The sequence below is a fragment of the Variovorax paradoxus genome, from assembly GCF_902712855.1.
In the GTDB taxonomy this organism is placed as follows: domain Bacteria; phylum Pseudomonadota; class Gammaproteobacteria; order Burkholderiales; family Burkholderiaceae_C; genus Variovorax; species Variovorax paradoxus_Q.
In genome coordinates this window covers 2,278,725-2,303,048 of the sequence record NZ_LR743507.1, presented here as the reverse complement: position 1 = coordinate 2,303,048, position 24,324 = coordinate 2,278,725, and the positions used below count along the sequence as shown (strand labels likewise).

Genomic DNA, 24,324 nt, shown 5'->3' with positions numbered 1-24,324 from the left:
GTCGACAGACTGCTGATGCCGGTCGAGGTGGAGGTCGACAAGCTGTTGATGCCGCTGGTCGCAGTGCTCAGGCCCGTCGAGGTCGAGGTAGAGAGGCTATCGATACTGCTAGTGGCCGTGCTCAAGCCTGTGGAGGTCGAGGTCGACAGGCTACTGATCCCGGTCGACGCGGAAGTCGACAGGCTGGCCACTGAGCTGTTCGTCGTGCTCAGGCCCGACGAGGTCGACGTGGACAGGCTGTCGATGCTGCTCGAAGCCGTACTCAGACCCGTGGAGGTCGAAGCCGACAAGCTGCTGATGCCGGTCGACGTGGAAGTCGACAGACTCGCAACGCCGCTGTTGGTTGTGCTCAGACCCGTGGACAGGCTGTTGATGGCACTCGTCGAGGAACTGATGTTCGTCGACAGGCTGGCGACCGTGCTGCTGGTCGTGCTCAAGCCGGTCGACAGGCTGCCGATGCTGCTCGCCGTGGTGCTCATGCCGGTGCTCAGCTGGGCCACAGTCACGACGTCCTGCGGGGCAGAACCATCGGCCACGTTCGTGATCCGTCGCAGGGCCGAAGCCGAGCCCACAGAAACCTCGGATGCGGGTGCCGCAGTGCCGGTGAGGAAGCCGGCGCCGGTCGGAGAGGCCGCGCTGGTCACGCTGCCTGCGCCGAGTGCGATGCTGTTCTCGCCGTTGGCGATGGCGTCCTGGCCGATGGCCACGCTGTTGGCGCCGATGGCCTGGCTGTCCGCGCCGGTGCTGTTGGCGTGGAAGTACTTCGTGCCCGTGTTGTAGATCGAGCTGACCGACGAGCTCAGGGTGCCCAGGTTGCTGTTGGTCGTGTTCAGTCCGGTCGAAAGGCTGCCGATGCCGCTGGTTGCCGTGCTCAGGCCGGTAGACAGGCTGCTGATGCCGGTCGAAGTTGAAGTCGACAGGCTGGCCACTGAGCTGTTCGTCGTGCTCAGGCCGGAGGAAGTCGACGTGGACAGGCTGTCGATGCTGCTCGAAGCCGTGCTCAGCCCTGTGGAAGTCGAAGCCGACAAGCTGCTGATACCGGTCGACGTGGAAGTCGACAGGCTCGCGACGCTGCTGTTAGTGGTGCTGAGACCCGTCGACAGACTGCTGATGCCGGTCGAGGTGGAGGTCGACAAGCTAGCAACGCTGCTGTCGGTGGTGCTGAGACCCGTGGACAGGCTGCCGATGCCGCTGGTCGCAGTGCTCAGCCCCGTGGAGGTCGAGGTGGACAGGCTGTCGACGCTGCTCGTTGCCGTGCTTAGACCCGTCGACAGGCTGTTGATGCCGGTCGAGGCAGAGGTCGACAAGCTATTAATGCCGCTGGTCGCAGTGCTCAAGCCCGACGAAGTCGAGGTCGACACACTCGCGACGCTGCTGTTGGTTGTGCTCAGGCCCGTAGACAGGCTAATGATGCCCGTCGATGTGGAAGTCGACAGGCTGTCGATGCCGCTGGTCGCAGTGCTTAGACCCGTGGAGGTCGAGGTCGACAGACTGGCGATGCCCGTAGAGGTCGAGGTGGACAGGCTCGCGACGCTGCTGTTGGTGGTGCTGAGACCCGTGGACAGGCTGTTGATGCCGCTGGTCGCCGTACTCAAGCCCGTTGAGGTCGAGGTCGACAGGCTCGCAAAGCTGCTGTTCGTCGTACTGAGACCCGTCGACAGGCTGCCGATGCCGCTGTTCGCGGTGCTCAAGCCCGTCGAGGTCGACATGGACAGGCTTTCGATGCTGTTCGTGGCCGTGCTCAAGCCTGTGGAGGTCGAGGTCGAAAGGCTGCTGATGCCACTGGTCGCGGTGCTCAAGCCCGACGAAGTCGAGGTCGAGAGACTCGCGACGCTGCTGCTGGTCGTGCTCAAGCCCGTGGACAGGCTATTGATGCCAGTCGATGTGGAAGTCGACAGGCTGCTGATGCCACTGGTCGCAGTGCTCAGGCCCGATGAAGTCGACGTGGACAGGCTGTCGAGGCTGCTCGTGGCCGTGCTCAGCCCCGTGGAGGTCGACGTCGACAGGCTCGCTACGCCGCTGTTGGTTGTGCTCAGGCCCGTGGACAAACTGTTGATGGCAATCGTCGAGGAGCTGAGGTTCGTCGAAAGGCTGGCAACTGCGCTGTTGGTCGTGCTCAGGCCTGTGGACAGGCTGCCGATGCTGCTGGTGGCCGTGCTCAGGCCGGTCGAACTCGACGTGGACAGGCTGGAAATACTGCTGACCGTGGTGCTCATGCCGGTGCTCAACTGGGCCACGGTCGCGGCGTCCTGGGGAGCGGCGCCGTCGGCCACATTCGTGACTCGCCGCAGGGCGGAAGCCGAGCCCACCGAAACCTCGGATGCGGGTGCGGCGGTGCCGGTGAGGAAGCCGGCGCCAGTCGGAGAGGCCGCGCCGGTCACGCTGCCCGCACCAATCGCGATGCTGTTGGCATACGTTGCAGTGGCCAGCGTGCCGATGGCCACCGTGTTCGACGCGGTGCCAGTTGCATTGGCGCCCAATGCGATCGCGGCATCGACCACTGTCGCCCCCGGCGGCTTGACCGTCGCGCCATTGCCGATCGCGATGCTTCGGGTCGTCCGGTCGTCGGTGGCAGCATTCCCGCCGATCGCGATAGAAGCGTCCTGCGCCGCAGTGCCGATCTGGTCGGCGGATGCGCCGGTGCCCAGCGCGATGCTTCCGCCCCAACTGTTCGCATTGGGCCCGATAGCGATGGTATTGACATCGGTTTTCGAACCGATGGTGGCGTTCTTGCCGATGGCGATGGCGCCATCCGCGATCGAGCGTGCGCCGGAACCCAGCGCGATGCCGGCGTTGCCCGAGGCCAGGGCGCTTTGTCCGATGGCGACGGCTGTCGCGGCAGCGGCATTCGCGCCGGCGCCGAAACCGATGGCGTTGGTGGCCGATGCGCTGGCCGTGTCGCCGAAGGCGAGCGTGCCGGCCGCGGTGGCGCTGGAATTGTTGCCCATCGCAACCGCGCCCTGCCCGGTCGCATTGTTGGAATTGCCGATGGCCACCGCGCCGGTGCCCTCCGAGACGTTGGGATCGCCAATGGCGACCGCGCCATCGCCAATGGCCTTCTGGCCACGGCCGATGGCCACCGCCCCACCCGCGGCGGTGCTGGAGTTCGCGCTCGTGCCCGACGAACCGATGGCGACGTTCTGTCCCGTGGCGCCACTGACGACGCCGTCGCCCTGGGAAATGCCGAAGGCGCCGTTGACGATCGCACCGCGACCGAGCGCGATGCCGGAGGTTGCCGCGGCCACGACGCTGGACTGGCCGCCGATGGCGATCGAATCGGCCGCGGCGGCGGATGCGCCGCCCACGGAATTCGTTCCGAGTGCCAGCGCGCCGACAGCGGCAGCGTTCGCCGTGCGGCCCAGGGCCGAGGAGAAATCGCCTGTGGCCGAGGCTCCGGCACCGACGGCGGTGCTGCGATTGCCGAAGGCCTTCGCCAACGTGCCGACTGCCAGGGCATTCTCGGCAGCGGCGTTCGAGGAATAGCCGAATGCCGTGGACGTCCTGCCCAAGGCTTGTGCGAACACGCCGAAGGCCGTGGAACTGCTGCCCCAGGCGTTGGCGTTGTTCCCGAAGGCCGTTGAAGGCGCGGTCGAACTCGCGTCGCCGCGGGCCATCGCGTTCGTTCCGAAGGCCACGTCGTTGCCAAAGGCGGCATTGGCGCCGGCGCCGATGGCGGTCGCGCCGCCGCCATTCGCCTTTGCGCCGACACCGATCGCCAAGTTGTTCGTCTTGTTGGTCGCAATCGCATTCGTGCCGATGGCGATGCCCGAATCCGCGCCGCTTCCGACACTGGCACCGCTTCCCAGGGCGATGGTGGCGAGCGACTGCGCATTGGCATTGAGGCCGATGGCGATACCCGAATCGGCCGCGCTGCCGACGACGGCCTGGCCACCGATCGCGACCGAGTTGGCGCCCAGGGCACGGGCCGCCGCGGTGCCGCTGGCACCGATGGCCGTCGCGCCGGTGCCGCTCGCGGTCGCGCCGGCGCCCACCGCCGTCGCATAGTTGGCGGTTGCGTTGGCGCCCACGCCGATGGCCGACGCATTGGTGCCGGTGGCGCCACCTTCGTTTCCGCCGATGGCCAGGGCGTTGGTGCCGCTCGCGTTGGCCTGGCCGCCGATCGCCACCGCGTCCTGCGCCGTGGCCTTGGCACCGGTGCCGAAAGCCAGCGAATCGCCGCTCGTGGTGTTGGACGAGGCGATGGAGTTCGCACCGATCGCGATGGCGGTGCCCGCGCTGACCGCCGCCGCGTTCGCGCCCGCGCCGATGGCGATGTTGTTGTTGCTCGCAGCGAGGGCGTTCTGGCCCATCGCGATGCTGGCGATGCCGAAGGCATTGGCCTGGAGGCCGTAGGCCGAGGCGTACTGCCCGGCGGTCGACCCCATGCCGAACATGCTTGAGCCCTTGCCGCGCGCCGTCGTGAACGACCCGAACAGCGTCGCGCCCAGCATGTTGGCGGCGTTGGCAGAGCAACCGCCGATCACCGTCGAGTACGAGCCCGATCCTTCGACCGGATCGGCCGTCGCCGGGTAGGCCTTGCCATCAGGACCGGTGTTGGCGCCGGTGCTGCAGGCGCCGTTCGGCGGTCCGACGATGAAGGCGTTCGCGCTCTCCATCAAGCCGATGGACGCCAGTGCGACGCTCAGCACGGCACCAGAGACGACCGCCGCCGAACTACTCTTCTTGCCACGGGCGGAAGTGATTTCTGAAGCGGCCACCCAGGCGCCAAGGGCTTCATTCCAGATGCTTCTGTAGGACTTGTTCATTTGCTGTTCGGCGGCTCGCGGGAGTGGGCGAGCGCGGTTCGTATTGACTGAAATGCGATGCTCACCGTGTTCGGCTTCATCGCTAGAGCGCCAGTCTTGGCATCGCTCATTTGCAGGAATGCTGGAATGTACGGAGTTGCTTCTCTCTTTGGCGCACCGCAACAATATTCAAAATTACCTTTGATGATTTAGTTCACAAAATATCTAAAAGCGTGTGTTCTTGAATTTTTAAAAGAGGCCATCAATGCTGCGCAACAGGCATTCAATCGGAACCATCAAGGCACCAAATGCAATCAACTGTTGTCAATTTTTATCTTCAAGACAATTTTTGGAAGCTTTCTGGTAGATCGCACACAACTTTGGAACCACGTCAAAATTGCGCGAGCCTATATGGAGCGGCGAAATTAATCACGCCCCAGCGATGCCGGCTTTATGCTCCTTTCACTCCGCTCACCTCCACCGGCAATTAACATTTGCGAAACAATTCAATGCCTGACACGTCCATGCTCCGTATTGGAATTACGCTCGGACTCCATCACGAGGCCGAAACGCTTTGGAACAATGGCATCAAGCAAAACGCCATATTTCTGGCAGAAGCACTGAAGCACTGCCCGTTGGTGGCTTCGGTGGTACTTGTCAACACCACGGCCGTCCCGATCACGCCGACCCTGCCCTGGGACCAGGCGCGCTGGCCCACCGTGACCTTCGACACAGCCAAGGACAACGTCGACGTGCTGATTGAACTCGGGGGTCAGATCGACGCGGCGCAGACCGACTACCTGAAGCGGCGCGGCGCGCGGCTGGTGTCGTACTGCTGCGGCTTCGAGTACGTGCACGCCATGGAGTCGATGCTGTTCAGCAAGCCGCTGTGGGGCCAGAACCTTTTCGTGAACCAGCGCTACGACGACATCTGGATGGTTCCGCAGGTGGTCAACATCAGCCAGCCGTACTTCGAAGTGCTGCGCCGGGCCGATGCGCGCCCCGTGCCTTTCGTCTGGAGCCCGGTGTTCCTGGACGAGCGCACGCGCGGCTTGCCTGCTGCCGGCGTCTATCAGCCGAAGGTTGGTCCGAGGCGGCTCAGCGTGATGGAGCCGAACATCAACGTGGTGAAGTTCTGCCTCTATCCTGTGCTGATCGCCGAGCTGGCCTACCGCTCACGGCCCGAAGCCATCGCGTTGCTGCAGGTCAACAATGCCGAGCGGCTGGCGAAGGAGAGCATGGAGTTCATCACGTTGATGAACCAGCTCGACCTGATCCGCCAGCACAAGGCGGTCTTCCTGGGCCGGCACGAAACGCCGGTTTTCCTCGCGCAGAACACCGACATCGTGATCTCGCACCAGTGGGAGAACCCGCTCAACTACTTCTACCTGGAAACTTGCTGGCAGGGCTATCCGCTGGTGCACAACGCTCACCTGTGCGCAGACCTCGGCTACTACTACCAGGGCAACGACGTGGCCGGGGCCAGCACCCGCGTGATCGAAGCCATCGACACCCACGACGCGCAGGCCACCGCGTACCGCGAACGCCAGCGCAGCCTGATCGACCGCTACCTCCCCGGCCACGCCGCGGCCACGGAGGTCTACGACAACCTGCTGCTGGGGCTGATGCGGCGCCCCGCCCGATAGGCTCGACGGTCACAGACAGCGACAACGACAACGACAAGCAAACGGAACCTGACATGCTCGACCCATCCGAACTCCGGCAGATCTTTCCCGTGATCGTCACACCGAGCCACGACGGCAAGGTCTTCCTGAACTACCTCACCTCGATGCTGAACTTCACCGTCCAGGCCGAGCGCGCCGGCATGCGGCTGCAGGTACTCACGCACCAGGGCGAGAGCCTGGTGACGCGCGCACGGAACAACTGCGTGGCCCAGTTCCTCGCCAATCCGCAGTGGACGCACCTGTTCTGGATTGACGCCGACATCGGCTTCTCTGCCCAGGCGGCCTTCCGGCTGTTGCTGTCGGATTACGACGTGGCGGCAGGCGTGTACCCACTCAAGCGCGAGAACTGGCCCGACGGCGGCGTGGCCGAAGGCACGACGCAGCAGCAGTTCGAGTCCACCTTCACCCGCTACACCGTGAACGCCAAGGCTTCCGAGACCACCTCGCGGGTCGAGCTCGAGGTGCAGTCCGACGGATTCATGAAGATGAACGAAGCGCCGACCGGCTTCATGGCGATCAAGCGCGCCGTGTTCGAACGGCTCATGGCAAGCTACCCCGATCTCAGGTACATGCCCGACAGCATCGGCGAGGCCGACCTCGGCCTGCACTACCGCTTCTTCGACGTCATGGTAGATCCGCAGACGCGCCGCTACCTCTCCGAGGACTACGGCTTCTGCCGACTCTGGTCGGGGCTGGGCGAGTCGATCTACGTCGATGCCAATTCGAACCTGACGCACCAGGGCTCCAAGCTCTACCGAGGCGACTTCGCGACCTCGCTGCAGACATCCCTGCCGCATGCAGTCGGCGGTCCGGCCGGCGCGGCGATGGTTCTGGCAGGCCGGGAGTACTTGCAGGCCAACCAGCCGCCGCTCTGAGCGCGGCGCGCACTCCGCTGCTCCGCCCAAGAAAAAGCCCCGCCGAGCGGGGCTTTTTCATTGGAGCTGACCCGTCCTGACCTGGGTTGACACCTTTTCCTCTCAGAAAAGGCAAGTCAATGGAATCAGGCATCAAACGCACGCAGAGCGACTACACGCTGGCTTTTAAGCTGTCGGTGGTCGATCAGGTAGAAAAAGGCGAGCTCACGTACAAGCAGGCCCAGGAGCGCTACGGCATCCAGGGTCGCTCGACGGTGTTGGTGTGGCTGCGCAAGCATGGCCGCCAGAGCTGGGGTTCGGCATCATGTCGGCTTCCCATGCCAGTACCGATCAAGAATTCCGCATCGCCATCCGCTGCGCCGCTGACTCCTGAGCAGAGGATCAAGGCTCTCGAAGTCCAGCTTCGCGAGGCCAATGAGAAGGCTCAGTTGTTCGAGGCCGTGCTCGATGTCCTGAAGAAGGACTATGGGGTGCGTGTCGTAAAAAAGCCTTCGGGCAAGTCCTCTCGCAAAAGCTCGTCCCGGGGCTGAGCGTGTTGAGGGCTTGCCGCCATTGGGGCGTCAGCCGCCAGGCTTACTACCAACAACTGCAGCACCAGCAGCAATGCCGTGCCCGTTCTGACACAGTGATCGAGCTTGTGCGTTCCGTGCGCCTGCGCCAGCCGCGGCTGGGCGCGCGCAAGCTGCACCATCTTCTCAAGCAGCCGCTGCACCAGGCCAACGCGAGCCTGGGGCGCGATGCGTTGCTGGACGTGCTGCGCGAGGCCCACATGCTGGTTCAGCCCAGGCGGGCGTATCACAAGACCACCGACAGCCATCACCGGTTGCGCCGTCATCCCAACCTGCTCAAGCAGGGGCCGGATCAGGTGCGCCCCACCGGCAGCGAGCAGGTCTGGGTGGCTGACATCACCTACCTGCCGACCGATCAAGGATTCGTCTATCTCAGCCTGGTGACGGATGCGTGGTCGCGCAAGATCGTGGGCCATCACGTGCACGACAGCCTGCACACCGAGCAGGTCAGCCGGGCGCTGAAGGTGGCGCTCAAGGGCCGCAAGACTGGGCAAATGCTGGTGCATCACTCGGACAGGGGCATCCAGTACTGCTCGAACGACTATCAGGAAATCCACCGCCGCCACGGCATCGCCTGCTCGATGACGGACGGCTACGACTGCTATCAGAACGCGCTGGCCGAGCGCGTCAACGGGATCTTGAAGATGGAGTTCCTGCTGCACCGGCCTGCCGATCTGACCCAGGCCAGCCGGATGGTCCAGCAGGCCGTGCAGATCTACAACCAAGAGAGACCGCACCTGTCCCTAAAATTGAAAACGCCCGATGAGGTTCATCGGGCGTCTGTTGCCGGCTGGATCAAGCCGGCTGTGTGTCCTTCATAGGTGTCAACCTATGGCAGGACGGGTCAAGCAGCGAAAGCGATCAGGCGCCGACCGTATCCGCCACGCCCTTGTAATCCTCGATCTTGTCGAAGTTCAGGTACTGATAGATCTGCGAGCTGGACGCCTCGAGCACACCGGTGGAGGCCATGTACTCTTCCTTGGTCGGGATGCGGCCGAGGCGCGAGCAGATCGCGGCCAGCTCTGCCGAGCCGAGGTACACGTTGGTGTTCTTACCCAGGCGGTTCGGGAAGTTCCGCGTGCTGGTCGACATCACCGTGGCGCCTTCGCGCACCTGGGCCTGGTTGCCCATGCACAGCGAGCAGCCCGGCATTTCGGTGCGGGCACCCGCGTTGCCGAACACGCCGTAGTGGCCTTCCTCGGTGAGCTGCTGCGCGTCCATCTTGGTCGGCGGTGCGATCCACAGCTTGACCGGGATGTCGCGCTTGCCTTCGAGCAGCTTGGAAGCCGCGCGGAAGTGGCCGATATTGGTCATGCACGAACCGATGAACACTTCGTCGATGGCGGCACCGGCCACGTCGCTCAGCGTCTTCACGTCGTCGGGGTCATTCGGGCAGGCCACGATGGGTTCGTGGATCTCGGCCAGGTCGATCTCGATGACGGCCGCGTATTCCGCGTCGTCGTCGCCCTTGAGCAGTTGCTGGTCGGCCAGCCAGGCTTCCTGCGCGGCGATGCGGCGTTGCAGCGTGCGAGCGTCGGCGTAGCCTTCGGCAATCATCCACTTCATCAGCGTGATGTTGCTGTTGATGTACTCGGCGATCGGCTCCTTGTTCAGGTGCACGGTGCAGCCGGCCGCCGAGCGCTCGGCCGAGGCGTCGCTCAGCTCGAAAGCCTGTTCCACCTTCAGGTCGGGCAAGCCTTCGATCTCGAGGATGCGACCCGAGAAGATGTTCTTCTTGCCTTGCTTGGCCACGGTCAGCAGGCCGGCCTTGATGGCGTACAGCGGAATGGCGTTGACCAGGTCGCGCAGCGTGACGCCGGGCTGCATCTTGCCCTTGAAGCGCACGAGCACCGATTCGGGCATGTCCAGCGGCATCACGCCGGTGGCGGCCGCGAAGGCCACGAGACCGGAGCCCGCGGGGAAGCTGATGCCGATGGGGAAACGGGTGTGGCTGTCGCCGCCCGTGCCCACGGTGTCGGGCGTCAGCAGGCGGTTGAGCCAGCTGTGGATCACGCCGTCACCCGGACGCAGCGAGACGCCGCCGCGGTTGGCCATGAACTCGGGGAGTTCGTGGTGCATCTTGACGTCGACCTTCTTGGGGTACGCCGCCGTGTGGCAGAACGACTGCATGACGAGGTCGGCCGAGAAACCCAGGCAGGCCAGGTCCTTCAGCTCGTCGCGGGTCATCGGACCGGTGGTGTCCTGCGAGCCGACCGAGGTCATCTTGGGTTCGCAGTACGTGCCGGGGCGAACGCCCTGGCCTTCCGGCAGGCCGCAGGCGCGGCCGACCATCTTCTGTGCCAGCGAGAAACCCTTCTTGGTGTCGACCGGGCTTTGCGGCAGGCGGAAAAGCGTCGACACGGGCAGGCCCAGCGCTTCGCGCGCCTTGGCCGTGAGGCCGCGGCCGATGATCAGCGGAATGCGGCCGCCGGCGCGCACTTCGTCGAACAGCACTTCGCTCTTGACCTGGAACTCGGCAATGACCTTGCCATCCTTTAGTGCCTTGCCTTCATAGGGACGCAGCTCGACCACGTCGCCCATTTCCATCTGCGTGACATCGAGTTCGATGGGCAACGCGCCCGAGTCTTCCATCGTGTTGTAGAAGATGGGAGCGATCTTGCCGCCGAGGCACACGCCGCCGAAGCGCTTGTTCGGCACGAAGGGAATGTCTTCGCCGGTGAACCACAGGACCGAGTTGGTGGCGCTCTTGCGCGACGAGCCCGTGCCGACCACGTCGCCCGCGTAGGCCACGAGGTGGCCGCGCGCGCGCAGGTCTTCGATGAACTTCACCGGGCCGCGCTTGCCGTCTTCTTCCGGCACGATGCCGGGACGTGCGTTCTTGTGCATCGCCAGGGCGTGCATCGGGATGTCGGGACGGGTCGTCGCATCGGGTGCGGGCGACAGGTCGTCGGTGTTGATTTCGCCAGCCACCTTGAAGATGCTGACGGTGATGCTCTGCGGCACTTCGGGACGGCTGGTGAACCACTCGGCATCGGCCCAGCTCTGCAGAACGCCCTTGGCGTTGGCGTTGCCCTTGTCGGCCTTTTCCTTGACGTCGTGGAACTGGTCGAACATCAGCAGGGTTTTCTTGAGGCCCTCGGCCGCCACGGCGCCGACTTCGGCGTCATCGAGCAAATCGATCAGGGGGCTGATGTTGTAGCCGCCGAGCATGGTGCCGAGCAGCTCGGTGGCGCGGGCGCGCGACAGAAACTCGCTCTTCTCGGTGCCGTGGGCCACGGCCGCGAGGTAGCTCGCCTTGACCTTGGCGGCGTCGTCGACGCCGGCGGGCACGCGATGGGTGAGCAGGTCGAGCAGGAAGGCGCCATCCTTGGCGTTCGCGCTCTTGAGGAGCTCGATCGCTTCAGAGGTCTGCTTCGCGCTCAATGGCAGCGGCGGAATACCGAGCGCGGCGCGTTCGGCAACATGGTCAACGTAGGCTTGCAACATCTTTTTTTCTCCGGAAACTGGGCTCGCGGGCGTACGGCGCGGTCAAGCAAGAGCCGCGCCGCACCCGCGCTCGATACGCTTACTTCTTTTCGCCGTCGGCACCCTCGAACAGGGCCTTGGGCGGGTTCTTCTTCATTTCTGCGGCAAACGCGATCTGCGCGTCGGTCTGGCATTCGTCTGCAATGCGCAGGCCGGCCTTCTGGTTCATCAGCATCGATTTGTTGCCGAGCTGGAGCCACATGGCGCCGGCACGCGGGTCTTCGAGGCGGATCGCACCGGTACGGCTTTCGACCGGGTGCATGCGGTACTTCTGGCCCTTGGTGCTGACGGTGAAGAAGCCGGGCTTCTTCTCGTCGGGCGTGACGGTCACGTCGGCGCCGAGTTCGCACTGGGCCTTGCCGATGGAAACGCGCTGTGCCACGGCCAGGTCGGCGTCGGTCAGCGTCACGTCGGTGTCGGTGTTGATGGGCGTGACCTCCTCGACGGCCTTCGCGGCCTTGCGCGTGACCTGGCGCTTGGGCGGAGCCTTCTTGGCCTCGGCCTTTGCTGCAGCGGGCTTGGCCGCCGGCTTGGCGGGTGCCGCGGCGGTTTGCGCCACTGCGGCGAACGGCAGTGCCAGGGCAACGGCAGCGATCAGGGCAATTTTCTTCATGTGTGGGTTTCCTTGAGACTGGATTCGGGTGGTTTCAGGAGGCCGCGAATGCAAACCAGGCTTTCGCCTCGGGTGGCAACGTGCGCCCTGTTGCGTGGGCGCGCGTCAGAACCTGCCAGAAATGGCGGTAGCTCGCGCGGTCGTGCAATGTGCCATCAATTTGTGTCGGAGCCCAATCCGCGGCTGCCGCCTTTACAAGGATTTTTGTGGCAATTTGAATCTGGGCCTCGTCGGGCGCGAAGGCTTCGAGGATGGGGCGGATCTGGTTCGGGTGGATGCTCCACATGCGCGTGTAGCCGAACTCGGAGGCCGCCTTGCGGGCGGCCATGCGCATCGCATCGGCGTCATTGAACTCGGTGACCACGCAATGCGACGGCACCTTGCCGTAGGCATGCGCGGCCGAGGCGATGGCCAGCTTGGCGCGTACCACCAGCGGGTGGCTGAACTGCCCTTCCGCACCCATGCCGTCGGCCGGAATGGCGCCGGCGTGGGCCGAGACGAAGTCCATGAGGCCGAAACTCAGCGACTGCACGCGCGGATGCGCGGCGATGTCGAAGGCGTTGTGGACAGCCAGCGGCGATTCGATCAGCACATGCAGCGGCAGCGCAGCGGCGTCGGCCGCATCGAGAGCAGCCACGGCCTGCTGGACGTCGGCCACCGACTCGACCTTGGGCACCATCAAATGGCTGAGGCGTGCGGCAGCACGGCCGGCGATGGTGATCACGTCGCCCGCGAAGGCCGGATGGTCGACCGGGTGCACGCGCACGCCCACACGCATGCCGGGCCGCGCAGCCAACGCCAGCTCGGTGACGAGCGCCGCGTGCTCGGCTTCGCCGCCCACGGGGGCGCCGTCTTCGCAGTCGAGGGTGACGTCGAACACGCAGGCGCCGAACTCCTCGGCCATCTCGGCCTGGAGCGCGAGGCTCTTTTTCATGCGCGCCTCGACGCCGCTGTAGTGATCGCACACCGGCAGCGTCACGCCGCCGGCCTGCGCGCCGAGCAGCACTTCACCCGGATGAACAGCTCGGGTCATGCCTTCTTCTGCGCCACGATGAACATGCGCGGGAACGCGAGCAGCCGCTTGCCATCGGTGCGCGCCGGATAGGCCTCGTTCACACGGCGTTCGTATTCGGCGAGGTAGCTCGCCTGCAGGTCGGGCGACAGCCGGTCGACAAAAGGCTTCAGGCCCGTGCCGCGCACCCATTCGACGATGGACGCAGCGTCGGCCATGCGGTGCTGGTAGATCGTGTGCCAGACATCGACGTTGGCCGCATGCGGTGCCAAGAGGTCGTAGTAGCCGCCGAGCGGCAGCAGCTTGGTGCGCAGCCGGTCGGCATCGCCGATGGGCTCGGCCCAGGGCGCTTCGGCGGCGAGCGCGCGCATCAGGCGGTGCGTGGGCTCCTGGCGGTTGTCCGGCATCTGGATGGCAAGCACGCCACCCGGGGCCAGCGCGTCGAACAGGCGCGGGATCAGCGTCTCGTGATCAGGCACCCATTGCAGGGACGCATTGGCGTAGATGAGGTCGGGCGCTTGGTCTTGCGGCGCCCAGGTCGCGATGTCGCTCAACTCGAAGCGCGCGCCGGGCAGGCGCTCGCGCGCGCTGACCAGCATGGCTTCGGAGTTGTCGGTCCCGAGGGCCTGCGCCTTCTGGAACCGGTTGACCAGCAGCTCGGTGGAGTTGCCCGGCCCACAACCGAGGTCGACCACGCGGTCGGCTTCGGCCAATGGCACCCGCGCCAGGAGTTCCTGCGCGGGTCGTGTGCGCTCGTCCTCGTAGCGACGATAGAGCGCGGGGTTCCAGTCGAGCATGCTGCGGGCCAGCCTTACAGCAGGTGAGCGACGCCGGCGCGTTCGCCTTCGAGCTCTTCGAGCGTCTTGTTGATGCGCTCCTGGCTGAATGCGTCGATCTCGAGGCCTTCGACCAGCTTGTATTCACCGTTTTCGCAGGTGACCGGGAAGCCGAACATCACGTCCTTCGGAATGCCGTACTGGCCGTCCGACGGGATGCCCATGGTGACCCACTTGCCGTTGGTGCCCAGGGCCCAGTCGCGCATGTGGTCGATGGCGGCGTTGGCGGCCGAGGCAGCCGACGACAGGCCGCGTGCTTCGATGATGGCCGCGCCGCGCTTGCCGACGGTGGGCAGGAACGTGTTGGCGTTCCATTCCTGGTCGTTGATCATCTTGGCGACGCTTTCGCCATTGATGGTGGCGAAACGGTAGTCGGCGTACATCGTGGGCGAGTGGTTGCCCCACACGGTGAGCTTCTCGATGTCGGCCACAGCCTTGCCAGTCTTGGCGGCGATCTGGCTGGCGGCGCGGTTGTGGTCCAGGCGCAGCATGGCGGTGAAGTTCTTGCGCGGCAGGTCGGGCGCGCTCTTCATGGCGATGTAGGCATTGGTGTTGGCGGGGTTGCCGACCACCAGCACCTTGACGTTGCGGCTGGCAACGGCGTTGAGGGCCTTGCCTTGCGCCGTGAAGATGGCGCCGTTGACGGCCAGCAGTTCGGCACGTTCCATGCCCGGGCCGCGGGGGCGCGAGCCGACCAGGAGGGCGTAGTCGGCATCCTTGAAGGCGGTCATCGGGTCGCCGTGGGCTTCCATGCCGGCCAGCAGCGGGAACGCGCAGTCGTCGAGTTCCATCATCACGCCCTTCAGCGCCTTCTGGGCCTTCTCGTCGGGGATTTCGAGCAGCTGGAGGATGACCGGCTGGTCTTTGCCGAGCATTTCACCGGATGCGATACGGAACAACAGGGCGTAACCGATTTGACCGGCGGCACCGGTAACGGCAACGCGGACGGGCTTTTTGCTCATGGGAAGACTCCAGAAGGTGATGAAACGGTGCGGCGCTCTCGTGGGGCGCCAGGGGTTTCGCGGGGCAGATGCCGCCCCGCTGCGAGACCGCGGCATTTTAAGCCGATTCGATGAGGCCCGTCTTATGTCTTATATAAGATATCCTCTCGGGGTCCGCCACGGCGCACCCCACCGCTGCCATGAACACGCCCCACAACCTCGACGAGCCCCCGACGCCGTCCTTCAGTCCGCTCTACCAGCAGATCAAGACCCTGATCCTGCAGAGCCTGCAGGCCGGCGAATGGAAGCCTGGCGAGCCCATCCCGAGCGAGATGGACCTGGCCGTGCGCTACCGCGTGAGCCAGGGTACGGTGCGCAAGGCCATCGACGAGCTCTCGGCCGAGAACCTCGTGGTGCGGCGCCAGGGCAAGGGCACGTTCGTTGCCACGCACGCAGAACAGCACGTGCAGTACCGCTTCCTGAAGCTCGTGCCCGACGCCGGCGACCTGAGCACCGAAGGGCCCGCGGTGCGGACCATCGTCGACTGCAAGCGCCTGCGCGCCTCGGCCGACGTGGCGCGCGCGCTCGGCCTGCGCACCGGCGACGCGGTGCTTCAGGTGCGGCGCGTGCTCGCCTATGCCGGCGTGCCGACGATCCTCGAAGACCTCTGGCTTCCGGGCACACCATTCAAAGGCCTCACCGCGGAGCGGCTGCGTGCCTGGCCCGGCCCGATGTACGCCCTGTTCGAAACCGAATTCGGCGTCCGCATGGTGCGCGCAGAGGAAAAGATCCGCGCCGTGCTGCCCGACGCCGAACAGGCGCTGCTGCTCGACGTGCCGAGCCAGATGCCCCTGCTGAGTGTGGAACGCGTCGCGCACACCTACCATGACACGCCGATGGAGTTGCGACGCGGCCTGTATCGCACCGACACGCACCACTACAGGAACCAGCTGGGCTGATCGCGATGCATCCGAAAAACAAATTGCAGTGCCCCGATGTGCACGTCTGCCGCGCGCTTCGCGCTACGAAGTCAATAGCATCCGACTGCAAAGGTGCGTCGACTTATCCGCATCCGCTGCGCGATGGTGCATTGCAATAGAATTTTGCGTTGTTTGCACTTCCGCATAAGAAACAAAAGCGTTCGCTCTCAGAACAAGCCAACAAGTCACAAAGCCACGAAAGCAATCCCCCAATGACAGAGCTTGCAACTCCTCCCCGGCCACGTCGCGAATTCCGCAACATCAATGCCTTCACCGACCTCACGACCTACCGGCTTCCGCCGGCAGGCCTGGTGTCGATCCTGCATCGCGTCAGCGGCGTGCTGATGTTCCTGCTGCTGCCGTTCATCATCTGGATGTTCGACACGTCGCTGTCGTCCGACTATTCGTTCGCTCGATTCAAGGGCGCATTCAACGTCGGTATCGGCTTCGTTCCGGGCTGGTTCTTCAAGCTGGTCGCGCTCGCACTCATCTGGGCTTACCTGCACCACTTCATCGCCGGCCTGCGCCATCTGTGGATGGACGTGAGCCACGCCGCCGTCACCAAGGAGTTCGGTCACAGCTCCGCCGTGGTGACGCTGGTCCTGAGCATCGCGCTCACCCTGGTGCTCGGCGCCAAGTTGTTCGGCCTGTACTGAGAAGGAGCCAACCCATGTCTGTGAACTACGGCTCCAAGCGCATCGTCGTCGGCGCTCACTACGGTCTTCGCGACTGGCTCAGCCAGCGCATCACCGGCGGCCTGATGGCCCTCTTCACGATCGTCCTGCTCGCGCAGCTGATCTTCACCCGCGGCCCCATCGGCTACGACCTGTGGGCCGGCATCTTCGCGGCGCAGTGGATGAAGGTGCTGACGTTCTCCGTGATCGTCGCCCTGCTCTATCACGTGTGGGTCGGCATGCGCGACGTCTGGATGGACTACGTCCAGCCCGTCGCCATCCGTCTCGTGCTGCAAATTTTCACCATCGTCTGGCTTGTCGGTTGTGCGGGTTGGGCCATTCAAGTGCTTTGGAAGATCTGACCTGAAGTCCCCACCATGACCTACACAAAAGAAAAAATCACCAAGCGCAAGTTCGACGTCGTGATCGTCGGTGCCGGCGGCTCCGGCATGCGCGCCTCGCTGCAACTCGCACGTGCCGGCCTCAATGTGGCCGTGCTCTCCAAGGTGTTCCCGACCCGTTCGCACACTGTCGCCGCACAGGGCGGCGTGGGCGCATCGCTCGGCAACATGAGCGAGGACAACTGGCACTACCACTTCTACGACACGATCAAGGGCTCCGACTGGCTCGGCGACCAGGACGCGATCGAGTTCATGTGCCGCGAAGCCCCGAAGGTCGTGTACGAGCTCGAGCACTTCGGCATGCCCTTCGACCGCAACCCCGACGGCACCATCTACCAGCGCCCGTTCGGCGGCCACACGGCCAACTACGGCGAGAAGCCGGTGCAGCGCGCCTGCGCCGCGGCCGACCGTACCGGCCACGCGATGCTGCACACGCTCTACCAGAAGAACGTCGAGGCCCGCACCCAGTTCTTCGTCGAATGGATGGCGCTCGACCTCATCCGTGACGACGAAGGCGACGTGGTCGGCGTGACCGCACTCGAAATGGAAACCGGCGACCTGCACATCCTGCAGGCCAAGACCGTCCTGCTGGCCACCGGTGGCGCCGGCCGCATCTTCCAGGCCTCCACCAACGCATTCATCAACACCGGCGACGGCCTCGGCATGGCGGCGCGTTCGGGCATCCCGCTGCAGGACATGGAGTTCTGGCAGTTCCACCCGACCGGCGTGGCCGGTGCCGGCGTGCTGCTGACCGAAGGCTGCCGCGGCGAAGGCGCGATCCTGCTGAACAGCAACGGCGAACGCTTCATGGAGCGCTATGCGCCCACGCTGAAAGACCTGGCGCCGCGCGACTTCGTCTCGCGCTCGATGGACCAGGAAATCAAGGAAGGCCGCGGCTGTGGTCCTAACAAGGACTACGTGCTGCTCAAGCTCGACCACCTGGGCGCAGACACCATCCACAAGCGCCTGCCGTCGGTGTACGAGATCGGCGTCAACTTCGCCAACGTCGACATCACCAAGGAACCGATCCCCGTGGTGCCGACGATCCACTACCAGATGGGCGGCATCCCGACCAACATCCACGGTCAGGTCGTGGTGCAGAAGGGCGAAGAGAACAGCGCCGTGGTCAACGGTCTCTACGCCGTGGGCGAGTGCTCCTGCGTGAGCGTGCACGGCGCCAACCGCCTGGGCACGAACTCGCTGCTCGACCTGCTGGTGTTCGGTCGTGCAGCCGGCAACCACATCGTCGAGTTCAACGACAAGCTCAAGGAACACAAGCCCCTTCCCAATGACGCGGCCGACCGCACGCTGGAGCGGCTGAACCGCCTCGAAGCCACCACCGGCGGCGAGTACGCGCAGGACGTGGCCGGCGAGATCCGCGCCGTCATGCAGCAGCATGCCGCCGTGTTCCGCAAGCAGGCCTCGATGGACGAAGGCGTGGTCAAGATCGCCGCCGTGCGCGAGCGCGTCAAGGCCATCGGCCTGAAGGACAAGTCGAAGGTGTTCAACACCGCGCGCATCGAGGCGCTGGAAGTCGACAACCTGATCGAAGTGGCGCAGGCCACCATGGTTTCCGCAGCGGCCCGCAAGGAATGCCGCGGCGCCCACACGGTGGAAGACTACGAACGCCCGGCGGACGACCCCGTCGCACCGCTCGGCCGCGACGACGCCAACTGGATGAAGCACACGCTCTGGTATAGCGCGGACAACCGCCTCTCGTACAAGCCCGTCAAGCTGCAGCCGCTCACCGTCGCTTCGGTTCCGCCGAAGGTCCGCACGTTCTAAGTCACGGCTCACAGTCAGCCAAGTAAAAGCATTCACAAGGTCACTACGATGAAGCGCACATTCCAGATCTACCGCTACGACCCGGACAAGGACGCCAAGCCCTACATGCAGACGGTCGAGATCGAACTCGACGGCCACGAACGCATGCTGCTCGACGCTCTCATGAAGCTCAAGGCGCAGGATCCCACGCTGTCGTTCCGCCGCTCGTGCCGCGAAGGCGTCTGCGGCTCCGACGCGATGAACATCAACGGCAAGAACGGTCTGGCCTGCCTGACCAACATGAACACGCTCAAGGGCACCGTCGTGCTCAAGCCGCTGCCGGGCCTGCCCGTCATCCGCGACCTGATCGTGGACATGACGCAGTTCTTCAAGCAGTACAACTCGATCAAGCCGTACCTGCAGAACGACAATGTGCCGCCCGAGAAGGAGCGCCTCCAGTCGCCCGAGGAACGCGAAGAGCTCAACGGCCTGTACGAGTGCATTCTTTGCGCGAGTTGCTCCACGAGCTGCCCGAGCTTCTGGTGGAATCCCGACAAGTTCGTCGGTCCGGCCGGCCTGCTGCAGGCCTACCGCTTCATCGCCGACAGCCGCGACGAAGCCACCGCCGAGCGCCTGGACAACCTGGAAGACCCGTACCGCCTGTTCCGCTGCCACACGATCATGAACTGCGTGGACGTTTGCCCGAAGAGCCTCAATCCGACCAAGGCCATCGGCAAGATCAAGGAATTGATGGTGCGCCGCGCCATCTAATCCCCTGGTTCATCTCCGAGACTCCACCATGCAACCCGCCGCCGACTCCGACCAGCTGCTCAGCGAACGTGCGCTGAGCAAGCTCAAGTGGCGTTGCCGGCGCGGCCTGCTCGAGAACGACCTCTTCATTGCCCGCTTCTTCGAGCGGCACGAAGCCCGCATGACCGTGGGTCAAGCGGGAGCGATGGAGACATTGATGGACCTGTCGGACAACGACCTCCTCGACCTCCTTCTGCGCAGAAAGGAGCCCGAGCCCGAATGGGCCGGCGCCGAGGTGGTCGCTTTGCTGCAGCTGATGCGCACCGACGGCGCCCAGCGCCCCTCGATCTCTCCTTCGTCCTGAATCCACCTCTGAAAGTAAACCGAAATGAAAGCATCCGATACCAAGGCCACGCTGTCGTTCAGCAACGGCGGCGACAGCGTCGATCTGCCGATCTACAAGGGCACCGTGGGCCCCGACGTGATCGACATCCGCAAGCTGTATGCGCAGACCGGCATGTTCACCTATGACCCGGGCTTCATGTCGACCGCCGCCTGCCAGTCGGCCATCACGTACATCGACGGCGACAAGGGCGAGCTGCTGTACCGCGGCTACCCCATCGAGCAGCTCGCCACCAACTGCGACTTCCTCGAGACCTGCCACCTGCTGCTGTACGGTGAACTGCCGGACCAGGCCAAGAAGGAAAACTTCACCAAGGTCGTGACGAACCACACCATGGTGAACGAGCAGATGCAGTTCTTCCTGCGCGGCTTCCGTCGCGATGCTCACCCGATGGCCATCATGACCGGCCTCGTGGGCGCCCTGTCGGCCTTCTATCACGACAGCACGGACATCAACAATCCCGAGCACCGCGAGATCGCCGCGATCCGCCTGATCGCGAAGATGCCCACGCTCGTGGCCATGGCCTACAAGTACACGATCGGCCAGCCGTACATGTACCCGAAGAACGAACTCAGCTATGCAGGCAACTTCCTGCACATGATGTTCGCCACGCCGTGCGAAGAGTACAAGGTGAACCCGGTGCTCGAACGCGCGCTCGACCGCATCTTCATCCTGCACGCAGACCACGAGCAGAACGCCTCGACCTCGACCGTGCGCCTGTGCGGTTCGTCGGGCACGAACCCGTTCGCAGCCATCGCGGCCGGCGTGGCCTGCCTCTGGGGCCCCGCCCATGGCGGCGCCAACGAAGCGGCGCTCAACATGCTCTACGACATCCAGAAGGAAGGTGGCGTGGAGAAGATCGGCGAGTTCATCAAGAAGGTCAAGGACAAGAACTCGAACGTCAAGCTGATGGGCTTCGGCCACCGCGTGTACAAGAACTACGACCCGCGCGCCAAGCTGATGCAGGAAACCTGCAACGAAGTGCTGACCGAGCTGGGCCTGGAAAACGACCCGCTGTTCAAGCTCGCCAAGGAACTCGAGAAGATCGCCCTGGAAGACGAATACTTCGTGTCGCGCAAGCTGTACCCGAACGTGGACTTCTACTCCGGCATCGTGCAGCGCGCCATCGGCATCCCGGTGCCGCTGTTCACCGCGATCTTCGCGCTGGCCCGCACGGTCGGCTGGATCGCCCAGCTGAACGAAATGATCGGCGACCCCGAGTACAAGATCGGCCGCCCGCGCCAGCTGTTCGAAGGTTCGCCGAAGCGCGACGTGAAGCCGATCTCGGCTCGCTGATCGATTCGACAATCGACGCCTCCTCAAAAAGCTGCCTCCGGGCAGCTTTTTTATTGCCCGTTCGGCATGCCCCTCTTCTCGGCCCGGCAGCGTTGCCATCGCATATCGCGATGGCAACACTTGAAGAACGAGAGGAAAATAGCCATCTCATCGCCAAACGCGATGCCCCACGCCCAATGAGCACGTCTGAACGCAACTTTGCCCGCCGCATCGACCTCACGTCGCTGCAGTTGTTCGTGGCCGTCTGCGAACTCGGCAGCATCGGGCGCGCGGCGGAGCGTGAATTCATTGCGGCGTCGGCCATCAGCAAGCGGCTGTCGGACCTCGAGGCGACCCTCGGCACCACCCTGCTCTACCGCCATGCGCGCGGTGTCGACCTCACGCCCGCCGGCGAAAGCCTGCTTCACCATGCACGCTCGGTGCTCTACAGCCTCGAGAAGATGCAGGGCGAACTCAGCGAATACGCAGACGGCGTACGCGGCCACGTGCGGGTGCACGCCAACATCTCGGCCATCGTGCAGTTCCTGCCGGAAGACCTGGGCGTCTTCACGCGCGCCCACGAGGCCATCAAGATCGACCTCGAAGAGCATCTGAGCAGCGAGGTGATCCGCGCGGTGCAGGAAGGCGCAGCCGATCTCGGCGTGTGCCATGTGGCCGGTGGCGCGGGCGAACTGCAGAGCCTGTCGTACCGCCACGACCGCCTCGCACTGATCGTGCCCACGGGGCATGCGCTGGCGGCCAAGGGCAGCATCGACTTTGCCGACTCCCTCGATTTCGACCACGTCGGCCTGCACACCAACAGCTCGATCTACGTCGCGATGCACGAAGCGGCGCTGACTGCCGGGCGCAGCGTCAAGCTGCGCATCCACGTGACGGGGCTGGACGCGATGTGCCGGATGATCGAGAACGGCCTGGGCATCGGCGTGATGCCGCAGCGCGCGTTCGAACTGATGCAGAACGGCATCGGCCGCCGCCTCGCGAGCGTGGCGCTCGACAACGCCTGGGCCGCCCGTGAGATCCGCCTGGTCGCGCGCGACTTCTCCACGCTGCCGGTGGCGGCGCGCACGCTGGTGAACCACCTGCACGCGGCCGCAGATCCCGCCGAGCAACTGGCGGCCTGAACCGCGCCACGCCCGCACCCACAAGACAATCCATTTCCCCACGAAAGAAGAGACCGACATGGCACGCACGCTCTACGACAAGATCTGGGACGAACACGTCGTCCATACCGAGGAAGACGGCACCGCGATCCTCTACATCGACCGCCACCTGGTGCACGAAGTGACCAGCCCGCAGGCCTTCGAAGGCCTGCGCGAAGCCGGCCGCAAGCTGTGGCGCATCAGCTCGGTGGTGGCCACCGCGGACCACAACACGCCCACCACCGGCTGGGAGCGCGGCTACGAGGGCATCGCCGACCCGACCAGCAAGGAGCAGGTCACCACGCTGGACCACAACATCGCCGAGTTCGGCGCCGCCGCTTTCTTCCCGTTCCTGAGCAAGCGCCAGGGCATCGTGCACGTGATCGGGCCGGAGTCGGGCGCGACGCTGCCGGGCATGACCGTGGTGTGCGGCGACTCGCACACCTCCACGCACGGCGCGTTCGGCGCGCTGGCGCACGGCATCGGCACCAGCGAGGTCGAGCACGTGATGGCCACCCAGACGCTGCTGGGCAAGAAGGCGAAGAACATGCTGGTGAAGGTCGAGGGCAAGCTGCCGCTGGGCTGCACGGCCAAGGACATCGTGCTGGCCATCATCGGCAAGATCGGCACGGCCGGCGGCACGGGCTACACCATCGAGTTCGCGGGCTCGGCCATTCGCGACCTGAGCATGGAAGGCCGCATGACGGTCTGCAACATGGCCATCGAGGCCGGCGCGCGCGCCGGGCTGGTGGCGGTCGACGAAAAGACCATCGCCTACGTCAAGGGCCGGCCGCTGGCGCCCACCGGCGTGGAATGGGACCAGGCCGTGGGCTACTGGCGCACGCTGCAGTCCGACGCTGGCGCCACGTTCGACGCGGTGGTCGAACTCGATGCCACGCAGATCCAGCCGCAGGTGACCTGGGGCACGTCGCCCGAGATGGTGGTCGAGATCAACGGCCGCGTGCCCGATCCCGACAAGGAAAAGGACGCCAGCAAGCGCGGCGCCATCGAGCGCGCGCTGGTCTACATGGGCCTGGAGCCCAACAAGGCCATGAACGACATCTTCATCGACAAGGTGTTCATCGGCTCGTGCACCAACAGCCGCATCGAAGACATGCGCGAAGCCGCGGCCGTGGTGAAGAAGCTCGGCCAGAAGGTCGCGAAGAACGTGAAGCTCGCAATGGTCGTGCCCGGCTCGGGTGTGGTGAAGGAACAGGCCGAGCGCGAAGGGCTCGACCTGATCTTCAAGGCCGCTGGTTTTGAATGGCGCGAGCCGGGTTGCTCGATGTGCCTGGCGATGAACGCCGACCGGCTCGAGCCCGGTGAGCGCTGCGCATCGACCAGCAACCGCAACTTCGAAGGCCGCCAGGGCGCCGGTGGCCGCACCCACCTCGTGAGCCCGGCCATGGCCGCTGCCGCCGCCGTGCACGGACACTTCGTCGACGTGCGCACCTTCGCCTGAACCCCAGAGAGACCGATATGCAGAAATTCACCGTGCACAAGGGCCTCGTGGCTCCGATGGACCGCGAGAACGTCGACACCGACGCGATCATCCCGAAGCAGTTCCTCAAGTCGATCAAGCGCACCGGCTTCGGCGTGAACCTGTTCGACGAATGGCGCTACCTCGACGCCGGCTTTCCGGGCCAGGACCCGGCCAGCCGCAAGCCCAACCCCGACTTCGTGCTGAACCAGCCGCGCTATGCGGGCGCCTCGATCCTGCTGTCGCGCAAGAACTTCGGCTGCGGCTCGTCGCGCGAGCACGCGCCGTGGGCGCTCGACCAGTACGGCTTCCGCGCCATCATCGCGCCGAGCTACGCCGACATCTTCTTCAACAACAGCTTCAAGAACGGCCTGCTGCCGATTGTGCTTCCCGAGTCGCAGGTGGCACAGCTGTTCGACGAGACCTTCGCGTTTCCCGGCTACACGCTCACCATCGACCTGGAGCGCCAGGTGGTGGTGAAACCCGATGGCGGCGAACTCGCGTTCGACGTGCAGGCGTTCCGCAAGTACTGCCTGCTCAACGGCCTGGACGACATCGGCCTCACGCTGCGCCACAAGGACAAGATCAAGGCCTTCGAGGCCGAACGCCTGGCACAGAAGCCGTGGCTCGCGCATACGATGCTGGCCAACGCCTGAGCGTCGCTCCTTTCATCTC

At 64.8% G+C, this 24,324-nt stretch carries 19 protein-coding genes and 2 pseudogenes; 14 read left to right on the top strand and 7 right to left on the bottom strand.

The annotated features are described in order from the left end of the window. Positions 1-485 precede the first annotated feature (485 nt). Positions 486-4,310, bottom strand: a pseudogene (locus tag AACL56_RS10335) (beta strand repeat-containing protein); the annotation flags it as partial. Between the two features lie 73 nt (positions 4,311-4,383). Between AACL56_RS10335 and AACL56_RS10325 the strand changes: the two are divergent. After that, entirely contained in the window at positions 4,384-4,533 is a 150-nt protein-coding gene (locus AACL56_RS10325; RefSeq protein WP_339092956.1) for a hypothetical protein, read from the top strand. A gap of 152 nt (positions 4,534-4,685) precedes the next feature. On the opposite strand, the pseudogene AACL56_RS34320 reads toward AACL56_RS10325, so the two are convergent. Next, positions 4,686-4,766, bottom strand: a pseudogene (locus AACL56_RS34320) (ESPR domain-containing protein); the annotation flags it as partial. Positions 4,767-5,254: 488 nt separating this feature from the next. Here AACL56_RS34320 and AACL56_RS10315 point away from each other — a divergent pair. The 3 genes from AACL56_RS10315 to AACL56_RS10305 all read left to right on the top strand — a co-directional run bounded on the left by AACL56_RS10315 (position 5,255) and on the right by AACL56_RS10305 (position 8,695). Next, complete coding sequence (locus AACL56_RS10315) at positions 5,255-6,391, top strand: DUF2827 domain-containing protein (RefSeq protein WP_339089749.1); 1,137 nt, start codon at positions 5,255-5,257, stop codon at positions 6,389-6,391. A 53-nt stretch (positions 6,392-6,444) separates the two neighbouring features. Beyond that, positions 6,445-7,305 carry a hypothetical protein gene (locus AACL56_RS10310; RefSeq protein WP_339089748.1) on the top strand — a complete coding sequence of 287 codons (861 nt, stop codon included), beginning with the start codon at positions 6,445-6,447 and terminating at the stop codon, positions 7,303-7,305. Positions 7,306-7,424: 119 nt separating this feature from the next. Further along, positions 7,425-8,695 (top strand): IS3 family transposase gene (locus AACL56_RS10305; protein WP_339088234.1). Its coding sequence is split into 2 segments (ribosomal slippage): positions 7,425-7,784 and positions 7,787-8,695, totalling 1,269 coding nucleotides; the frame shifts between segments, so codons are not numbered across the junction. A 40-nt stretch (positions 8,696-8,735) separates the two neighbouring features. Here AACL56_RS10305 and AACL56_RS10300 read toward each other — a convergent pair. The 5 genes from AACL56_RS10300 to AACL56_RS10280 all read right to left on the bottom strand — a co-directional run bounded on the left by AACL56_RS10300 (position 8,736) and on the right by AACL56_RS10280 (position 14,783). Next, entirely contained in the window at positions 8,736-11,321 is a 2,586-nt protein-coding gene (locus AACL56_RS10300) for a bifunctional aconitate hydratase 2/2-methylisocitrate dehydratase (RefSeq protein WP_339089747.1), read from the bottom strand. A gap of 79 nt (positions 11,322-11,400) precedes the next feature. Further along, positions 11,401-11,973, bottom strand: coding sequence for a hypothetical protein (locus tag AACL56_RS10295; protein ID WP_339089746.1), 573 nt, complete (start codon positions 11,971-11,973; stop codon positions 11,401-11,403). A gap of 34 nt (positions 11,974-12,007) precedes the next feature. Then, the gene (locus tag AACL56_RS10290; RefSeq protein WP_339089745.1) at positions 12,008-13,006 is read right to left on the bottom strand and encodes an HpcH/HpaI aldolase/citrate lyase family protein; all 999 of its coding nucleotides are present in this window, start codon (positions 13,004-13,006) and stop codon (positions 12,008-12,010) included. Next, a complete protein-coding gene (gene tam, locus AACL56_RS10285; RefSeq protein WP_339089744.1) occupies positions 13,003-13,782 on the bottom strand; it encodes a trans-aconitate 2-methyltransferase in 780 nt (259 codons plus the stop codon). Before tam ends, AACL56_RS10290 begins: the two co-directional genes overlap by 4 nt. Before the next feature lie 14 nt (positions 13,783-13,796). Continuing rightward, positions 13,797-14,783, bottom strand: a complete 987-nt coding sequence (locus AACL56_RS10280; protein WP_042578072.1) for a malate dehydrogenase — start codon at positions 14,781-14,783, stop codon at positions 13,797-13,799. 179 nt (positions 14,784-14,962) lie between these two features. Here AACL56_RS10280 and AACL56_RS10275 point away from each other — a divergent pair, with 179 nt between their 5' ends. The 10 genes from AACL56_RS10275 (at position 14,963) to leuD (ending at position 24,305) form a co-directional block, all read left to right on the top strand. Further along, positions 14,963-15,721, top strand: a complete 759-nt coding sequence (locus AACL56_RS10275; RefSeq protein WP_339089743.1) for a GntR family transcriptional regulator — start codon at positions 14,963-14,965, stop codon at positions 15,719-15,721. Between the two features lie 233 nt (positions 15,722-15,954). Further along, a complete protein-coding gene (gene sdhC / locus AACL56_RS10270) occupies positions 15,955-16,398 on the top strand; it encodes a succinate dehydrogenase, cytochrome b556 subunit (RefSeq protein WP_339089742.1) in 444 nt (147 codons plus the stop codon). Between the two features lie 14 nt (positions 16,399-16,412). Beyond that, positions 16,413-16,778 (top strand): succinate dehydrogenase, hydrophobic membrane anchor protein, encoded by a 366-nt coding sequence (gene sdhD / locus AACL56_RS10265; RefSeq protein WP_081270660.1) that lies wholly within the window; start codon positions 16,413-16,415, stop codon positions 16,776-16,778. 15 nt (positions 16,779-16,793) lie between these two features. After that, a complete protein-coding gene (gene sdhA, locus AACL56_RS10260) occupies positions 16,794-18,602 on the top strand; it encodes a succinate dehydrogenase flavoprotein subunit (RefSeq protein WP_339089741.1) in 1,809 nt (602 codons plus the stop codon). Between the two features lie 48 nt (positions 18,603-18,650). Then, the gene (locus AACL56_RS10255; protein ID WP_237679245.1) at positions 18,651-19,352 is read left to right on the top strand and encodes a succinate dehydrogenase iron-sulfur subunit; all 702 of its coding nucleotides are present in this window, start codon (positions 18,651-18,653) and stop codon (positions 19,350-19,352) included. Between the two features lie 28 nt (positions 19,353-19,380). Then, positions 19,381-19,695, top strand: coding sequence for a succinate dehydrogenase assembly factor 2 (locus tag AACL56_RS10250; protein ID WP_339089740.1), 315 nt, complete (start codon positions 19,381-19,383; stop codon positions 19,693-19,695). Between the two features lie 24 nt (positions 19,696-19,719). Next, the gene (gene gltA / locus AACL56_RS10245) at positions 19,720-21,030 is read left to right on the top strand and encodes a citrate synthase (RefSeq protein ID WP_339089739.1); all 1,311 of its coding nucleotides are present in this window, start codon (positions 19,720-19,722) and stop codon (positions 21,028-21,030) included. Between the two features lie 176 nt (positions 21,031-21,206). Then, positions 21,207-22,151 carry a LysR substrate-binding domain-containing protein gene (locus tag AACL56_RS10240; RefSeq protein ID WP_339089738.1) on the top strand — a complete coding sequence of 315 codons (945 nt, stop codon included), beginning with the start codon at positions 21,207-21,209 and terminating at the stop codon, positions 22,149-22,151. A gap of 58 nt (positions 22,152-22,209) precedes the next feature. After that, on the top strand, positions 22,210-23,631 hold the full coding sequence (gene leuC / locus AACL56_RS10235; RefSeq protein WP_339089737.1) for a 3-isopropylmalate dehydratase large subunit: 1,422 nt from the start codon (positions 22,210-22,212) through the stop codon (positions 23,629-23,631). 17 nt (positions 23,632-23,648) lie between these two features. After that, entirely contained in the window at positions 23,649-24,305 is a 657-nt protein-coding gene (gene leuD / locus AACL56_RS10230) for a 3-isopropylmalate dehydratase small subunit (protein WP_339089736.1), read from the top strand. Positions 24,306-24,324: the final 19 nt, after the last annotated feature.

Excerpts from the sequence above, each read along its gene's own strand:
- sdhD (WP_081270660.1), top strand. The coding sequence starts at position 16,413 with ATGTCTGTGAACTACGGCTCCAAGCGCATCGTCGTCGGCGCTCACTAC.
- AACL56_RS10250 (WP_339089740.1), top strand. The coding sequence starts at position 19,381 with ATGCAACCCGCCGCCGACTCCGACCAGCTGCTCAGCGAACGTGCGCTG.
- AACL56_RS10310 (WP_339089748.1), top strand. The coding sequence starts at position 6,445 with ATGCTCGACCCATCCGAACTCCGGCAGATCTTTCCCGTGATCGTCACA.
- AACL56_RS10295 (WP_339089746.1), bottom strand. The coding sequence starts at position 11,973 with ATGAAGAAAATTGCCCTGATCGCTGCCGTTGCCCTGGCACTGCCGTTC.
- AACL56_RS10325 (WP_339092956.1), top strand. The coding sequence starts at position 4,384 with ATGCCGAACATGCTTGAGCCCTTGCCGCGCGCCGTCGTGAACGACCCG.
- AACL56_RS10255 (WP_237679245.1), top strand. The coding sequence starts at position 18,651 with ATGAAGCGCACATTCCAGATCTACCGCTACGACCCGGACAAGGACGCC.
- leuD (WP_339089736.1), top strand. The coding sequence starts at position 23,649 with ATGCAGAAATTCACCGTGCACAAGGGCCTCGTGGCTCCGATGGACCGC.
- tam (WP_339089744.1), bottom strand. The coding sequence starts at position 13,782 with ATGCTCGACTGGAACCCCGCGCTCTATCGTCGCTACGAGGACGAGCGC.
- AACL56_RS10240 (WP_339089738.1), top strand. The coding sequence starts at position 21,207 with ATGAGCACGTCTGAACGCAACTTTGCCCGCCGCATCGACCTCACGTCG.
- AACL56_RS10315 (WP_339089749.1), top strand. The coding sequence starts at position 5,255 with ATGCCTGACACGTCCATGCTCCGTATTGGAATTACGCTCGGACTCCAT.
- sdhC (WP_339089742.1), top strand. The coding sequence starts at position 15,955 with ATGACAGAGCTTGCAACTCCTCCCCGGCCACGTCGCGAATTCCGCAAC.
- gltA (WP_339089739.1), top strand. The coding sequence starts at position 19,720 with ATGAAAGCATCCGATACCAAGGCCACGCTGTCGTTCAGCAACGGCGGC.
- AACL56_RS10300 (WP_339089747.1), bottom strand. The coding sequence starts at position 11,321 with ATGTTGCAAGCCTACGTTGACCATGTTGCCGAACGCGCCGCGCTCGGT.
- leuC (WP_339089737.1), top strand. The coding sequence starts at position 22,210 with ATGGCACGCACGCTCTACGACAAGATCTGGGACGAACACGTCGTCCAT.
- AACL56_RS10290 (WP_339089745.1), bottom strand. The coding sequence starts at position 13,006 with ATGACCCGAGCTGTTCATCCGGGTGAAGTGCTGCTCGGCGCGCAGGCC.
- AACL56_RS10280 (WP_042578072.1), bottom strand. The coding sequence starts at position 14,783 with ATGAGCAAAAAGCCCGTCCGCGTTGCCGTTACCGGTGCCGCCGGTCAA.
- AACL56_RS10275 (WP_339089743.1), top strand. The coding sequence starts at position 14,963 with ATGAACACGCCCCACAACCTCGACGAGCCCCCGACGCCGTCCTTCAGT.
- sdhA (WP_339089741.1), top strand. The coding sequence starts at position 16,794 with ATGACCTACACAAAAGAAAAAATCACCAAGCGCAAGTTCGACGTCGTG.